14 protein-coding genes are annotated in these 14109 nt (G+C 70.6%); 8 read left to right on the forward strand and 6 right to left on the reverse strand.

The window, feature by feature from the left end; all coding sequences use genetic code 11:
- Positions 1–5: 5 nt before the first annotated feature.
- The 5 genes from Q4I23_RS01855 to Q4I23_RS01875 are packed head-to-tail and all read left to right on the forward strand — an operon-like array spanning position 6 to position 5343.
- Positions 6–1238 (forward strand): glycosyltransferase family protein, encoded by a 1233-nt coding sequence (locus Q4I23_RS01855; protein ID WP_498525114.1) that lies wholly within the window; start codon positions 6–8, stop codon positions 1236–1238.
- The gene (locus Q4I23_RS01860; protein WP_498525115.1) at positions 1235–2509 is read left to right on the forward strand and encodes a glycosyltransferase; all 1275 of its coding nucleotides are present in this window, start codon (positions 1235–1237) and stop codon (positions 2507–2509) included. The genes Q4I23_RS01855 and Q4I23_RS01860 overlap by 4 nt, the downstream gene beginning before the upstream one ends.
- A 41-nt stretch (positions 2510–2550) precedes the next feature.
- The gene (locus Q4I23_RS01865) at positions 2551–3531 is read left to right on the forward strand and encodes a sensor domain-containing diguanylate cyclase (protein WP_498525116.1); all 981 of its coding nucleotides are present in this window, start codon (positions 2551–2553) and stop codon (positions 3529–3531) included.
- 31 nt (positions 3532–3562) lie between these two features.
- A complete protein-coding gene (locus Q4I23_RS01870) occupies positions 3563–4762 on the forward strand; it encodes a glycosyltransferase family 4 protein (RefSeq protein ID WP_498525117.1) in 1200 nt (399 codons plus the stop codon).
- The gene (locus Q4I23_RS01875; protein WP_498525118.1) at positions 4759–5343 is read left to right on the forward strand and encodes a histidine phosphatase family protein; all 585 of its coding nucleotides are present in this window, start codon (positions 4759–4761) and stop codon (positions 5341–5343) included. Before Q4I23_RS01870 ends, Q4I23_RS01875 begins: the two co-directional genes overlap by 4 nt.
- 22 nt (positions 5344–5365) lie before the next feature.
- On the opposite strand, the gene xth is transcribed toward Q4I23_RS01875, so the two are convergent.
- The gene (gene xth / locus Q4I23_RS01880; RefSeq protein ID WP_498525119.1) at positions 5366–6160 is read right to left on the reverse strand and encodes an exodeoxyribonuclease III; all 795 of its coding nucleotides are present in this window, start codon (positions 6158–6160) and stop codon (positions 5366–5368) included.
- Positions 6161–6185: 25 nt separating this feature from the next.
- The gene (locus Q4I23_RS01885; RefSeq protein WP_454020307.1) at positions 6186–6869 is read right to left on the reverse strand and encodes a fumarylacetoacetate hydrolase family protein; all 684 of its coding nucleotides are present in this window, start codon (positions 6867–6869) and stop codon (positions 6186–6188) included.
- Between the two features lie 397 nt (positions 6870–7266).
- Between Q4I23_RS01885 and Q4I23_RS01890 the strand changes: the two genes are divergently transcribed.
- Positions 7267–7761, forward strand: coding sequence for a MarR family winged helix-turn-helix transcriptional regulator (locus Q4I23_RS01890; protein ID WP_145676155.1), 495 nt, complete (start codon positions 7267–7269; stop codon positions 7759–7761).
- An 88-nt stretch (positions 7762–7849) separates the two neighbouring features.
- On the opposite strand, the gene Q4I23_RS01895 is transcribed toward Q4I23_RS01890, so the two are convergent.
- Positions 7850–8611, reverse strand: coding sequence for a gamma-glutamyl-gamma-aminobutyrate hydrolase family protein (locus Q4I23_RS01895; protein ID WP_498525120.1), 762 nt, complete (start codon positions 8609–8611; stop codon positions 7850–7852).
- Positions 8612–8918: 307 nt separating this feature from the next.
- On the opposite strand from Q4I23_RS01895, the gene speD reads away from it, so the two are divergent.
- Positions 8919–9332 carry an adenosylmethionine decarboxylase gene (speD, locus tag Q4I23_RS01900; protein WP_236778146.1) on the forward strand — a complete coding sequence of 138 codons (414 nt, stop codon included), beginning with the start codon at positions 8919–8921 and terminating at the stop codon, positions 9330–9332.
- Positions 9329–10189, forward strand: coding sequence for a polyamine aminopropyltransferase (gene speE / locus Q4I23_RS01905; protein WP_145701615.1), 861 nt, complete (start codon positions 9329–9331; stop codon positions 10187–10189). The genes speD and speE overlap by 4 nt, the downstream gene beginning before the upstream one ends.
- Positions 10190–10207: 18 nt before the next feature.
- On the opposite strand, the gene Q4I23_RS01910 is transcribed toward speE, so the two are convergent.
- From Q4I23_RS01910 to Q4I23_RS01920, 3 genes are all read right to left on the reverse strand, one after another.
- Positions 10208–11725: an alpha/beta hydrolase gene (locus tag Q4I23_RS01910; protein ID WP_498525121.1), complete on the reverse strand. Its 1518-nt coding sequence runs from the start codon at positions 11723–11725 to the stop codon at positions 10208–10210.
- A gap of 156 nt (positions 11726–11881) precedes the next feature.
- Positions 11882–13087, reverse strand: coding sequence for an OpgC family protein (locus Q4I23_RS01915; protein ID WP_454020311.1), 1206 nt, complete (start codon positions 13085–13087; stop codon positions 11882–11884).
- Positions 13088–13304: 217 nt separating this feature from the next.
- Positions 13305–14057, reverse strand: a complete 753-nt coding sequence (locus Q4I23_RS01920; RefSeq protein WP_498525122.1) for an SDR family NAD(P)-dependent oxidoreductase — start codon at positions 14055–14057, stop codon at positions 13305–13307.
- Between the last annotated feature and the right edge of the window lie 52 nt (positions 14058–14109).

The raw sequence follows: 14109 nt of genomic DNA on the forward strand, positions 1-14109 counted from the left end.
ACTTCATGAGCGAACGTCCGACCTCGGGCCGCGTGCTCATCTACAGCCATGACACGTTCGGCCTCGGCCATCTGCGCCGCTGCCGGGCCATCGCCCATGCGCTGGTGGAACGCTACAGCAACCTGTCCGTGCTGATCCTGTCCGGCTCGCCCATCGTCGGCAGCTTCGACTTCCGCACGCGGGTGGATTTCGTGCGCATCCCCGGCGTCATCAAGCTGCGCAACGGCGAATACACGGCGCTGAACCTGCATCTGGACATCGACGAGATCCTGTCCATGCGGGCCTCGCTGATCCGCCACACGGCGGAGATCTACCAGCCCGACCTGTTCATCGTGGACAAGGAACCGCTCGGCCTGCGCGGCGAGGTGCGGGAGACGCTGGAGCTTTTGAAGGGCCGCGGCGTGCCGCTGGTGCTCGGCCTGCGCGACGTGATGGACGAGCCGGCCCTGCTCGCCCCGGAGTGGGAGCGCAAGAAGGTCCTGCCGGCGCTGGAAAACCTGTACGACGAGATCTGGGCCTACGGCCTGCCGCAGATCTGCGACCCGCTGGAGGGGATCGAGGTCCCGCAGTCGGTGCGCGACAAGATGGTCTACACCGGCTACCTGCACCGCACCGTGCCCCCGGCGGTCCCGCACGGTCCCGGCCTGCCGGATGAACCCTACATCCTGGTCACCCCCGGCGGCGGCGGCGACGGCGAGGCGCTGGTCGACTGGGTGCTGCGCGCCTACGAGAGCGATCCCGGCATCCCCTACCGCGCCGTGCTGGTGTTCGGCCCCTTCATGCAGCCGGACCTCCAGGCCGAGTTCCTGGCCCGGGCGGAAGCCCTGCCCAACGTCGAGGCCACCGCTTTCGAGGCGCGGATCGAGCGGCTGATGCAGGGGGCGGTGGGGGTGGTCGCCATGGGCGGCTACAACACTTTCTGCGAGATCCTGTCCTTCGACAAGAAGGCGCTGATCGTCCCGCGCGAGGTGCCGCGGCGCGAGCAGACCATCCGCGCCGCCCGCGCGCAGGAACTGGGTCTGGTCTCCGTCCTGATGGACGACGGGGTGCGCGACGCCGCGGCGATGGCGGCGGCGCTGCGCCGGCTGCCCTGGCAGGCGCCGCCCTCCTCGGTCGTGGTGCCGGGCCTGCTCGGCGGGTTGGAGAGCGTCAACCGCCTGTCGGCCCGCTATCTGCCGGAACCGTCCTCCGAACCCTGCGTTTCGGAGCGCCAGCTGGCCGCCGGGGACGCCGCGTGACCGTTGCCGTCATCGTGAAGGGCTGGCCCCGCCTGTCGGAAACCTTCATCGCGCAGGAGATTCTGGGGCTGGAACGGCGGGGGTTGCGTCAACTGATCGTCAGCCTGCGTCAACCGACCGACAAGGCGGTGCACGAACTGAACCGCCGCGTCACCGCCCCGGTGACCTATCTGCCCGAATATCTGCACGACGCGCCCGCCCGCGTGCTGCGCGCGCTGGCCGCGGCGCGGCGGCGCCCCGGCTGGCCGGCGGCGCGGGCCGCCTGGCTGGCCGACCTGCGGCGCGACCCCAGCCGCAACCGCGCGCGCCGCTTCGGCCAGGCCTGCGTGCTGGCGGCGGAACTGCCAGCGGACGTCACTTGGCTGCACACCCATTTCCTGCACACCCCGGCCAGCGTCGCGCGCTACGCCGCGCTGCTGACCGGCCTGCCCTGGAGCTTTTCCGCCCACGCCAAGGACATCTGGACCTCGCCGGATTGGGACCTGCGGGACAAGCTGGCCGAGGCTCGCTGGGGCGTCACCTGCACCGCGCTCGGCCTCGCCCGCCTGTGTGAACTGGCGCCGGAGCCGGAGCGGGTGGACCTGCTCTACCACGGCCTGGACTTCAGCCGCTTCCCCGCCCCGCCGGACGCGCGCCCGGCGCGCGACGGATCCGACCCCGCCGACCCGGTGCGGCTGCTGTCGGTCGGGCGGGCGGTGGAGAAGAAGGGCTTCGACCTGCTGCTCGACGCGCTGGCGCGCCTGCCCGCCGGGCTGCACTGGCGCTGGACCCACATCGGCGGCGGCGACCGGCTGTCCGCGCTGAAGGCGCAGGCGGCGGCGCTGGGGCTGGAGGGGCGGATCGACTGGCAGGGGGCGAAGGCCCAGGACGCGGTGATCGCCCAGTACCGCCGCGCCGACCTGTTCGTCCTGCCCTGCCGCACCGCGCGCGACGGCGACCGTGACGGGCTGCCCAACGTGCTGATGGAGGCGCAGAGCCAGGGGCTGGCCTGCCTGTCCACCCGCGCCGCCGCAGTGGCCGAGCTGATCGAGGATGGGGTCACCGGCACGCTGGTGGCCCCCGAGAACCCTGCCGCGCTGGCCGGTGCGCTCGAGTCGCTGCTTCGCGACCCGGCCCGCCGCGCGGCGCTGGCGGCGGCGGGTGCCGCGCGGGTACGCCGCGACTTCGGCAGCGATTCAGGCATTGATCGGCTTCACGATCGTTTCACAACCGGAAATAGCCAACCGTCCTTTATGCCGTTTGGGGGATGCTGTGCATTGCACGGCGGCTGATGACGGGATAGAGTGCGGCTTTGCTCCACCTTTGCGACGTCATGTCGACTCTGTCCGCCTTTCCCGAACCGGAAGTCCTTTCCTTCATCGACTTCGACGACGACAGCGATGCCGTGGCCACCAGCCACGAGCTGTCGCTGACGCGCAGCAAGCTGGGCGACATGCTCGACCTGCTGCCCGCCGGGCTGTTGATCCATCAGGAAATGGGCATCGTCTTCGCCAACCAGGAGGCGGCGCGCATCCTGGGCCAGAGCGGCGACGCCCTGGTCGGGCGCCATTTCCTGGATTTCGTCGAGGAGTCGGGCATCGACGACCAGCGGGACGCCTTCCTGCGCTGCTTGCGCCAGCAGGAGCTGGTGCGGTGCCAGGACGGGGTGATGGTGTCCACCGACGGGCAGCGCACCTGCGTCCAGGTCAGCATGTCGCCCCTGCCCTGGGACGGCTTGCCGGTCATCTACGTGCTGATCAACGACGTGACGGCGCTGAAGGAGTCGGAGGAGCGGCTGCGCCGGCTCTCGATCACCGATTCGCTGACCGGCGTGTCCAACCGCCGCCATTTCGTCGAAGCGGCGGAGCAGGAGCTGGCCCGTGCCCGCCGCTACGGCCGGCCGGTCACCCTGCTGATGCTCGACCTGGACCATTTCAAGAGCATCAACGACAGCCGCGGCCACGCCGTGGGGGACGAGGCGTTGCGGACCTTCACCGCCGCCTGCCGCGCCCTGCTGCGGGAGAACGATCTGCTGGGCCGCACCGGCGGCGAGGAGTTCGCCATCCTGCTGCCGGAGACCGACATCGCCGGGGCGCGCATGGTGGCGGAGCGCATCCGCCGCCGCACGGCGGAACTGAAGGTCCCATCGGGAGTCGAGACCGTGCGTTTCACCGTGTCGATCGGCGTGGCCTGCTGCGCCGCCGGGACGCGCGACGTGGACGCCATGCTGTCCAGCGCGGACGAGGCGCTGTACCGCGCCAAGGCCGCCGGACGGAACCGGGTCGTCTGCGCGCGGGAACCGACCCCGTTCTGAGCGTTTTTTCCACCATGACACCGGGGCCGCGATGCGCATCGCCTTTTATGCCCCGCTGAAATCCCCGACCCACCCGGTGCCCTCGGGCGACCGGCGCATGGCCCGGCTGCTGATGGCCGCGCTGGAGGCGGCCGGGCACAGGGTGACGCTGGCCTGCACCTTGCGCAGCTGGGACGACGGACGCCGTCCGGGCCGGGCGGAGCGTCTGGCGGCGCTGGGGGCGCGCTGCGCCGACCGCCTGACGGCGCGCTGGCGGGACGACCCGCCAGATCTTTGGTTCACGTATCACCTGTATCACAAGGCGCCGGACTGGATCGGCCCGGCGGTCAGCCGCCGTTTCGGCATCCCCTATGTGGTGGCGGAGGCGTCCTTCGCGGCCAAGCGGGCCACCGGCCCCTTCGCCGCCGGCCACCGCGCCGCGGAGGCGGCGATCCGGCAAGCCGCCGCCGTCGTCAACCTTGCCGGCCACGACGCGGAGGGGGTGCTGCCGCTGCTCGAATCGCCGGACCGGCTGGTGCGGCTGCGGCCTTTCCTCGACACGCGCCCCTTCGCGGCCGCCGCTGCGGAGCGCGACCGGCACCGGGCGAAGCTGGCCGAGCGTTACGGCCTGAACCCGGACGTTCCGTGGCTGCTGGCCGTCGGCATGATGCGCGGCGGCGACAAGGAACGCTCCTACGAGATCCTGGCCGAAGCCCTCTCTCCCTCCCCCGCCCAGCGGGGGAGGGCCGGGGTGGGGGCGAGTCCGCATCTGCTGATCGCCGGCGACGGTCCCGCGCGTTCCCGGATCGAGGCGCTGTTCGGGGGAGGCGCACTTACCCCCACCCCAACCCTCCCCCGCTGGGCGGGGGAGGGAGTCTTAATCCTCGGCCAGCAAGGCTCTTCGGACCTCGTCGCGCTCTACGCCGCCGCTGACCTGATGGTCTGGCCGGCGGTGAACGAAGCCTACGGCATGGCCCTGCTGGAGGCCCAGGCCGCCGGGCTGCCGGTGGTGGCGGGGCGGACCGGGGGGGTGCCGGACGTGGTGAGCGACGGGGTGACCGGCCTGTTGCCGCCGGTGGGCGACGCGGAGGCCTTCGCCGCCGCCGTCCGGGTGCTGCTCGACGACCCGGGGAAACGCCGCCGTTTCGGCGAGGCCGCACGTCGCATCGCCGCTGCGGAGCACGATCTGAGCAATGCGATGGAGGTTTTGGACACCGTCGTCCGGCGCGCCGCGCGGAAAGGGAATCCATGACCGACCTCATCATCCTGCGCCACGGGCCGACCGCCTGGAACGCCGCGCACCGTCTCCAGGGCGGCATCGACGAGCCGCTGTCCGACGAGGGCCGCGCCCGAGTCGCCACTTGGAGGCTGCCGCCGGACGTTCTGGGCTACCGCTGGGTCGCCAGCCCGAAGCGGCGGGCCTGGGAGACCGCCCGGCTGCTTGGCCTCGACCCGGTGCCGGAACCGCGTCTGGTCGAGATGGGCTGGGGCGAGTGGGAAGGCCGCCTGCTGGAGGAACTGCGGTCGAGCGGCGCCCTGACCGCGGACCGCGAGCGGATGGGCCTCGACTTCCGGGCGCCGGGCGGGGAGAGCCCGCGCGACGTGCAGACGCGGCTGATTCCCTGGCTGGCCGAGGTGGGCGCCGGAGGCGTGCCGACCGGGGCGGTGGCCCACAACGGGGTGATGCGGGCGCTCTACGCGCTGGCCACCGGCTGGGACATGGTTGGCAAGCCCGCCCACCGCCTGACCGACGGCTGCGCCCACCGTTTCCGGGTGGCGGAGGACGGGACGCCGTCGGTCGTGGCGATGAACGTGCCGCTGGCGGCGCGGTGACTCAGCGGATCATAAGTCCAGATCACACGGCGAGATCGACCATCACCGGCACATGGTCGGACGGCTTCGGCTCCCAGCCGCGGGCCTCGCGCAGGACGCGGTGGCCGGTCAGCGCGTCCTTCAGCGGCGGGGTGACCCAGATGTGGTCCAGCCGCCGGCCGCGGTCGGAGGCCGCCCAGTCCTTCGCGCGGTAGCTCCACCATGTGTAGAGCTTTTCCGTGGGCGGAACGAAATGGCGCAGCGCGTCGACCCAGCCGATGGACTTCTGCATCGCCGTCAGCTTCGCCACCTCCACCGGGGTGTGGGAGACGATTTTCAGAAGCTCCTTGTGGCTCCAGACGTCGTTCTCCAGCGGCGCGATGTTCAGGTCGCCGACCATGACCATGCGGCGGTCCGGGCTGCGCCGGGTCGTCCACCACTCGGTCATTTCGTCTACGAACTGAAGCTTGTGGGCGAACTTGTCGTTCTGTTCCGGGTCCGGAATGTCCCCGCCCGCCGGGATGTAGACGCTGTGCAGCTCGATCCCGCCGGGCAGTTCGGCGAAGACGTGGCGGCAGTCCTGCTTGCCGCACCAGTGCTGCACGTCGCGCGACGCGAAGGGCAGCTTCGACAGGATGGCGACGCCGTTGTAGCTCTTCATCCCGTGGATGTGAGCGTGGACGTAGCCCTTCCCGGCCAGCGGGGCCATCGGGAAGTCGGTGTCGACGACCTTGGTCTCCTGCAGGCAGATGACGTCCGGCTGCGCCTCGTCGATGAGGCGCAGCAGCAGGTCCATCCGCATGCGGACGGAGTTGATGTTCCAGGTGGCGATGCGCATCGTCCGGTGATCCGTATTGCCGATGTCAGGCGATGGTGACGGCGATGGAGCCGACGCCTTCGACCGCGCCTTCCAGCCGGTCGCCCGCGACCACCGGGCCGACGCCCTCCGGCGTGCCGGTGTAGATCAGGTCGCCCGGCTGCAACTCGACCAGACCCGACAGGTAGGAAATCGTTTCGGACACCGACCAGATCAGGTCGGCCAGATCGCCCTTCTGGCGCAGCTCTCCGTTGACCGACAGCGTCACCGACCCCTTGTCGGGGTGCCCGATGTCGGTGGCGCGACGCAGAGTGCCGCAGGGGGCGGACTGGTCGAAGCCCTTGCCCATGTCCCAGGGCTTGCCTTCCTTCTTGGCCGCGTTCTGCAGGTCGCGGCGGGTCATGTCCAGCCCCACGCCATAGCCGTAGACATGGTCCAGCGCGCGCTCCACCGGGATGTCGCGCCCGCCGGTGCCGATGGCCACGACCAGCTCGATCTCATGGTGCAGGTTGGCGGTCCGGGGCGGGTAGGGGATGGCGGTGCCGTCGGCGACGATGGCGTCGGCGGGCTTCATGAAGAAGAACGGCGGCTCGCGGTCCGGATCGGCGCCCATCTCGCGCGCGTGGGCGGCGTAGTTGCGGCCGACGCAGTAGATGCGGCGGACCGGGAACGGATCGCCGCCGGCGACCGGAACGGTGGGCTGGGGCCACAGGGGAATGGCGTAGGCCATGGCGCGCCTTTCTTTCGGAGGGGTGCGGTTTGGGCAACCACCCTACCGGAAAGAGCACCAGAAAAAAGCCCCAGCCGTTGGGCCGGGGCTTTGGCGCGAAGACGCCCGGCCTGGGGGGGACCGGGCGTCGGAAGCTCCGTTTTCGGAACCCGTCTGCGGCAGGGGAATGAACCGTCGGCGGGCAACCGCGCCGGCATGCCTGTTTCCGGGGGGGCCGGGGTCAGGAGCGCGATCACTTCATAGGGCTAGAGGTGGAGCCGCTTCCGGGTGGAACCAATGCGTAACGGGAATGGGTGCTATGCATACGAGGCGGATTGTGTGGTTCTTGCTGACAAAATCGGCACCTGCCTGCATTTTACACGACCAATAGACTAGTCAATAAACGACGGCTTTCACGTTGACCGACATCGACCGCCCCACCCCCTCGGACCGGCGCACCCGCCAGCGTCCGAGCAAGTCCGGAAAGATGGCCCTTGGCCCTCTGCCCGAGCTCGTCGGCTACAATCTGCGCAAGGCGCAGGTGGCCGTGTTCCAGAGCTTCCAGAACGCCGTGGCGCCCCACGACATGACGCCGGGGCAATTCGGCGTCCTGATCATGATCAAGGAGAACGAGGGCTTGTCGCAGTCCGACCTGGGCTCGGCGGTGGGCATCGACCGTTCGACCATGGTCGCGGTCATCGACCGGCTCGAGTCGCGCGGCCTGGTCATCCGGGCGCCCTCGCCCAACGACCGCCGCTCCTACGCGCTCCGCTTGTCCCCGGAAGGGGAGAAGCTGCTGGACGAGCTGATTCCGCGCATCCAGGCCCATGACAAGGCCATGGTGAAGGATCTCTCGGCCGAGGAGCAGGCGCAGCTCATCGACTTCCTCCGCCGCATCTCGCGGGCCGGCTGAAGCTGATGGGCTGAGAGTGGCGTGCCCAAGTTTTGGGCACGCGGCACCCGCCGATTGTTGACCTAATCTATTGTCCTGAAACCATCTTTCAGGAAAGGCGCCGCCGCGCCCGGTCGGCGGCGGCGCTTCCGAAGGCGCGCAGGATCGCCGCCGACAGCGGGTTCTCCCAGAACCGCCATTCCGGGTGCCACTGCACGGCCAGCGCGAAGGCCGGCGCCCCTGCCACCCGCACCGCCTCGACCAGCCCGTCCTCGGCCATCGCCTCCACGATCAGCCCGTCGGCCAGCCGGTCGACGCCCTGCCCGTGCAGGGAGTTGACGGTCACCGCCGCCTCGCCGCCGGCCAGCCTTTCCAGCACGCCACCGGGGGTCAGCCTCACGCTGTGCGACGGCCCGTACTGCACGGCCAGCGGCGCCTCCTTGTCCTCGCGGTGGTTGGCGTAGCCCGGCACCTCGTGCACCCGCTGGTGCAGCGTGCCGCCCAGCGCCACGTTCAGCTCCTGGAAGCCGCGGCAGATGCCCAGCAGCGGGACGCCCATCTCCAGCGCGGCGCGGATCAGCGGCAGGGTGGTGTCGTCGCGCTCCGGGTCGTGCAGGGTGCCCGGCTCGCTGGGCGACCCGCCGTAGCGGTGCGGCTCGACGTTCGACGGGCTTCCGGTGACCAGCAGCCCGTCGAGCCGTCCGGCCACCTCGTCCATGTCCAGCGCCGTCCCCAGCGCCGGGATCAGCAGCGGCATGCCGCCGGCCCCGTCCGACACCGCGCGCACATACTTGTCGCCGACGACGTGGAATGGATGCTCGCCCATCATGCGGGTGCAGGCGGGAACGCCGATCAGCGGCTTGCGGTTCATGGCGGGGAGGACCTCCAGACAGGATTCCGGACCGCTCCGGAAGGCGGCGGACGGGCGATTATGCGCCGCCGCCGCGCGCCGCGCCAGAGGCCCGCCGCCAAGCACAAAGGGGATGCGGGGACAGAATTGTGTTGATTCGCATGCGAATTTGTCCCATATGCCGCCCTCCTCCGCGCCATCTGCGCGGAACATCTGCTGATGGGGGAGAACGATGGCGAAGACCGCTTCTCTCTTCCAATTGGGGATGGACTTGGGAAGCGATCCAAGGAAAGCCCAAACGGAAGGTCAAATCTCCAACCGGACCAACGTGACTTCTGGTCCCTGGAGGGAATCTCAAGACGACCGCAAGGACCATTTCATCGTCCGCGATGGCAAGGTCTGCGCCGGCACCCACCTGATCGTCGATCTGTGGGGTGCCGAACGTCTGGACGAGCTGGACCATGTCCGTTCCACGCTGATCGAGTCCGTGGAGGTGGCGGGGGCGACGCTCCTGCACATCCACCTGCATCATTTCACGCCGAACGGCGGCATTTCCGGCGTGGCGGTGCTCGCCGAGTCGCACATCAGCATCCACACCTGGCCGGAACGCGGCTACGCCGCGCTGGACATCTTCATGTGCGGCGACGCCCAGCCCATGAAGGCCATCCCGGTGCTGGAGCGCGCCTTCAAGCCCACGGGCGTGAAGTGCGACGAGTTGCTGCGCGGCGAAACCGGGTCATGAGCGACTCCGGCTCCGGCTGGTACGACGAGACGTTGCATACGGATGTGGCCCAGCGCCTGCGCATGGGCCGCGTCCTGCACCGCGACCGCACCGGCCTCCAGGACCTGGTGATCTTCGAGAACCCGGTGCTGGGCCGCGTGATGGCGCTCGACGGCGTCGTCCAGACCACCGAAGGCGACGAGTTCGTCTATCACGAGATGCTGACCCATGTGCCGATCCTGGCGCATGGGCGCGTCCGCCGCGTGTTGATCGTCGGCGGCGGCGACGGCGGCATGCTGCGCCGCTGCCTGGAGCACAAGGCGGTGGAGCGGGTGACGATGGTGGAGATCGACCGTTCCGTGGTCGATCTGTCCATCGCCCATCTGCCGTCGATCAGCGCCGGGGCCTTCGACGACCCGCGCGCCGATCTGGTGATCGCCGACGGTTGCGCCTTCGTCAAGGAGACCACGGAGCGGTTCGACGTCGTCATCGTCGATTCCACCGACCCCCACGGGCCGGGCGCCGTCCTCTTCACCGAGGACTTCTACGCCGACTGCAAGGCCCGGCTGACCCCCGGCGGTGTGCTGGTCACCCAGAACGGCGTGCCGTTCCTCCAGCCGGGCGAGCTGAAGGACAGTCACCGGCGGCTCGGCCGGCTGTTCGGCGACGCCGGCTTCTTCGTGGCGCCGGTGCCCAGCTATTATGGTGGCTTCATGGCCTTCGGCTGGGCCACCGACGACGCGGCGCTGCGCCGCCAGACGGCGGAGGCGATCCGCCCGCGCTTCGCGGCGGCGGGGCTGACCACCCGCTACTACACGCCCGACATCCACGTCGCTAGCTTCGCCCTTCCGGCCTTCATGCTGGACGCGCTGAAGTAGGGCTCATTGAAATAGGGCTCAGGGGGGCTGGAACCCCGGTGGCTTGGCCGCCGCCGGGCAGGCGTTGGCAGGCAGGGTTTCCGAATCCACGAACTGTGCGGCGACGGACACGGCGCAGTCGTCCGACGCCGTGACCAGATGCCCGGCGCTGCGGAAGACCAGATGCCGGCTTTTCGGCAGGGTCGCCGCGGCGCGCTCCGCCCATTCCGGTGGGGTCAGCGGGTCGTAAGCGCCGGACAGCAGGAGCACCGGCACCGGGCTGGCCACCGGCAGCCGTTCCGACGCCTCCTGCGCGGCGGCGGGCCATTGGGCGCAGACGCGTCGGCCGGGATCGTCGGCGGTGACGGCGCCGTAGGGGGCGAAGCGGCGGGCGGCGTCGGCCAGCCGCAGCGGGTCGGCGGGGTTCACCGTCTCCCGGCATTCGATGGAGAAGGCCATGCCCTCCGCCGAGTCGGGGTCGCCCAGCCAGGGGGCGGGCACCCAGTCGGACAGGCGGTCGTACCGCCCCCGCCACGCCCGTTCGATCAGGGCGGGCAGGCGGGGCACGCTCTCGCCCTCGGCCATCGCCTCCAGCAGGGCCGATAGGGCGGCGCCGCTGTCCAGCCGCGCCCAGCGCGGAATCTCCGGATCGCCCACCGGCACGTCCACCGGGGCCTTGCCCAGCCGTTCCACCAGCTCCAGCAGATGGCGCTCCAAGTCCGGATAGGCGGCGCGGCACACGCGGTTGGCCGCGCAATCGTCGAACAGCCGCTTGAACGCCCGGTGCGCCAGCCAGGGCGCCTCCTCCGTCGCGTTGACGTCCGGCGGGTAGATGGAATCGAGCACCGCCGTGCGCACCCGCCCGCCGTGGCGCCGCAGGATCTCCAGCCCCACCCGCGTGCCGTAGGACACGGCGAACAGGTTGACCCGCTGCGCGCCCAGCGCCGCGGCGACGTCCATGGCGTCGTCGGCGGCGATGGGGGTGGTGAACATGGCGCCGTCCAGTCCGGCGGCGGTGAAGCGGTCGCGGCAAGCGGCGATGGCGGTGCGCTCCAGCGCGGCGCGGCGGTCCCGCGACACCGGGCGCAGGCGGGGCGAGGCGCCCAGCACGTCCAGCTCCGGGCAGTCGGTGTCCGGCTCCGCTCGTCCGGCGCCGCGCGGGTCGAACAGCACGACGTGGCGCGACCGGCGGAAGCCGGCGGTCAGCGACCACCACACCTCCATCCGCTCTTCCACCGCCTCGCCGCTGCCGAAGGGGGAGGCGCCGGGGCCGCCCTCCAGAAACAGGACCGGGTCGGGGGACGGCTGCTTGGCGGTGGACAGCAGGACGACGACCGGCAGACGGAAGGCCCGCGTCGCCGGACGGTCGCGCCGGTCGGGCACGCCGACGGTCCCGCACAGCGCGGCCTCACCCTCCGGCACGGAGAACCAGCAGGGGCCGGGCACGAAGCGGGGGTCGGCCTTGGCCGGCGCCGGAGCAAGCGCGGGCGCCAGCGCCACCGCCAGCAGGGCGGCGGAGAGAGTCCCCAACCACCGATGATGGGCGCGTCTCGTCACGCGGGTCGATCGTCCTCAGCAGCGAAAGGGCGGGCGGGGATCGGCCGGGCGATGGCCCATCCACCGGTCCCACCACTTTTGATGCTATCTCTTTGACCCAGCGGGGCGGGCTTGTCCAGGACAAGAGGAATTCCGTCCGTCCAGGCCCCGGCGCGTTCAGCCCCGGGACGGGCCCATCCGGACGGCGCCCCGCTCCGCCGGTTTGGCGCGGCTCCGCTCCCGCCACAGGGCGGGGATGGCGAGGCTGGCGACGCTGGCGAGCAGCAGGACCGCCTTGGTGAGCTGGTTGAAGGGGCCGCCGAACAGGTCGATCAGCAGGATCGCGTAGGCGACCAGGACGTGGAACAGGTAGACCTGCAGCGAGTGCCGTCCCAGCAGCCGGAGGAAGGGCAGGTTGAACAGCGCGGTGAGCAGCCGGGCGGTGCCGGCGGCGACCGGGTGGGACGACCGCGGCCCGGCGATGAGCAGCCAGGACACGGCATAGGCCAGCGCCGCGAAATTCGCGAGGTAGACGAGGCTGAACTCGGTGCGGTCGACGTAGCGCAGGAAACGCTCGCCGACAATCGGGCTGACCAGCTCATGGACGAAGGACAGGTGCCAGGCCGCGCAGACCACCACGGTGACCAGCGCCGGAACCAGCCAGGGCGGCCGCTCGACCGGGAACCAGCGGTCGGTGTCGAAGCGGCCCCGCTGCACGGCGCTGCCGATCAGCAGCCCGGCGACGTAGAGCACCTGCCAGGCGAGCGGGTTGAACGGCCCGCGCACCGCCAGCCCGTCGCTGAGCCGCCCCAGGCCAGCGTCGAGAGCGGTCAGCACCGGCACATGCAGGCCCATCTGCACGGCGGCCCACAGCGCGGCGCTGCCCAGCGCGACCTTGCGGGCGTGGCCGTCGAGGATCAGGCGGAGCAGCAGCGGCGTCGCCGCGAGGTAGAGGATGTACTGGATCAGCAGATCAGTGAAGGTCGGGGAATGCAGAAGGAGCGCGCTCGCCAGCAGGGTGCCGGGCTCCAGCCAGGCCAGATGCCCGAGGAAGCCGCCCAGCGGCTCCCGCGCGCCGGGGACCAGCACCACCATGGCGGTGACCAGCGCGATCACCAGCATGGTCGAGACGTACAGCTCGCGGGCGCGGGCGAACAGGCGCCGCCGGGCCGCCTCGGGTGAACGCTGGGTCCAGACGCGGGTGTAGTACATCCCGGCGACGATGCCCGACAGCAGAACGAAGCCCTGGGCGTCCTGCACATAGCCGAGTTCGGCGTGGTTGACCTTGGCGAGCAGCACGCCGCCGGCCAGCACCACATGGTTCACCATCATGAAGACGAGGAAATACCCCCGCAACCCGTCGAGCGTCGCGGAGCGGCTCATTGGGCAACGCTCCGCCGCGGCGGCCGGGTTGTGGGGGAAACGGCCGTTTTCATCGGTGCGTGGCGCATCTGTCGCGTCTCCGTCGCTGGTGTGGGCGCTCCTCGGGTCGCCCCATATTCGGCGTTAACGGATCGTTAATCCTTGGCCGAAGCCGTCCGGGAGAGCCTTTTCGAACAAAGGCTTCCCCGAACCGGTTCCAGCATCGGGCGTTCAGGCCTCAGGCGTTCAGGCCGCCGTCCACCGTCAGGGTGGCCCCGGAAATCTGGCGGGCCGCCGGGCTGGCCAGGAAGGCCACCGCCGCCGCCACATCCTCCGGCTGGCCGTAACGGCCGAGCGGCGTCTGCGAGCGCAGGATTTCGGCATGGGCGCCGTCGGCGGGATTCATGTCGGTGTCGGTCGCCCCCGGCTGGACCAGATTGACCGTGATGTCGCGTGGGCCAAGCTCGCGGGCGAGGCCGTGCGTCAGGGCGATCTGCGCCGACTTGGTCATCGAATAGACGGTGACGCCCGGGGCGGTGATGCGGTCGGCGAGGCACGACCCGATGAAGACGATGCGCCCCCCCTCCTTGAGATGCGGGATGGCCGCCTGCGCCACCAGCACCGCCGCGCGCACGTTGACGTTCAGAAGCGCGTCGATGTCGGCGAGGCTCATCTCCGCGACCATTCCCTGGCGGGCGATGCCGGCGTTGTTGACCAGGATGTCGAGGCCGCCGAGCGCTTCCACCGTCCGGCCGACCAGGGCCGCCATGGCCGCCGGATCGGCGCTGTCGGCCTGGATGGCGACCGCGCGCCGGCCCTTCGCCTCGATCGCCCGGACGACCTCGGCGGCGCGCTCGGCCGACCGCTCGTAGGAGATCGCCACATCCGCCCCCTTGTCGGCGAGCGCCAGCGCGATGGCGGCGCCGATGCCCCGGGAACCGCCCGTCACCAGGGCGCGCTTGCCAACCAACTCACCACTCGGCTCAACCATGTTCCGGACTTTCTGTGTCGTTCGATACAAAAATAGCTAGAGCCGTTCGGTG

The organism is Azospirillum sp. UFLA03-27 (genome assembly GCF_059803775.1).

What these genes read in the sequence shown, in the direction of transcription:
- Q4I23_RS01855 (WP_498525114.1), top strand. Translation starts at nt 6, where the DNA reads ATGAGCGAACGTCCGACCTCGGGCCGCGTGCTCATCTACAGCCATGAC.
- Q4I23_RS01865 (WP_498525116.1), top strand. Translation starts at nt 2,551, where the DNA reads ATGTCGACTCTGTCCGCCTTTCCCGAACCGGAAGTCCTTTCCTTCATC.
- Q4I23_RS01870 (WP_498525117.1), top strand. Translation starts at nt 3,563, where the DNA reads ATGCGCATCGCCTTTTATGCCCCGCTGAAATCCCCGACCCACCCGGTG.
- Q4I23_RS01875 (WP_498525118.1), top strand. Translation starts at nt 4,759, where the DNA reads ATGACCGACCTCATCATCCTGCGCCACGGGCCGACCGCCTGGAACGCC.
- xth (WP_498525119.1), bottom strand. Translation starts at nt 6,160, where the DNA reads ATGCGCATCGCCACCTGGAACATCAACTCCGTCCGCATGCGGATGGAC.
- Q4I23_RS01885 (WP_454020307.1), bottom strand. Translation starts at nt 6,869, where the DNA reads ATGGCCTACGCCATTCCCCTGTGGCCCCAGCCCACCGTTCCGGTCGCC.
- Q4I23_RS01895 (WP_498525120.1), bottom strand. Translation starts at nt 8,611, where the DNA reads ATGAACCGCAAGCCGCTGATCGGCGTTCCCGCCTGCACCCGCATGATG.
- speE (WP_145701615.1), top strand. Translation starts at nt 9,329, where the DNA reads ATGAGCGACTCCGGCTCCGGCTGGTACGACGAGACGTTGCATACGGAT.
- Q4I23_RS01915 (WP_454020311.1), bottom strand. Translation starts at nt 13,087, where the DNA reads ATGAGCCGCTCCGCGACGCTCGACGGGTTGCGGGGGTATTTCCTCGTC.
- Q4I23_RS01920 (WP_498525122.1), bottom strand. Translation starts at nt 14,057, where the DNA reads ATGGTTGAGCCGAGTGGTGAGTTGGTTGGCAAGCGCGCCCTGGTGACG.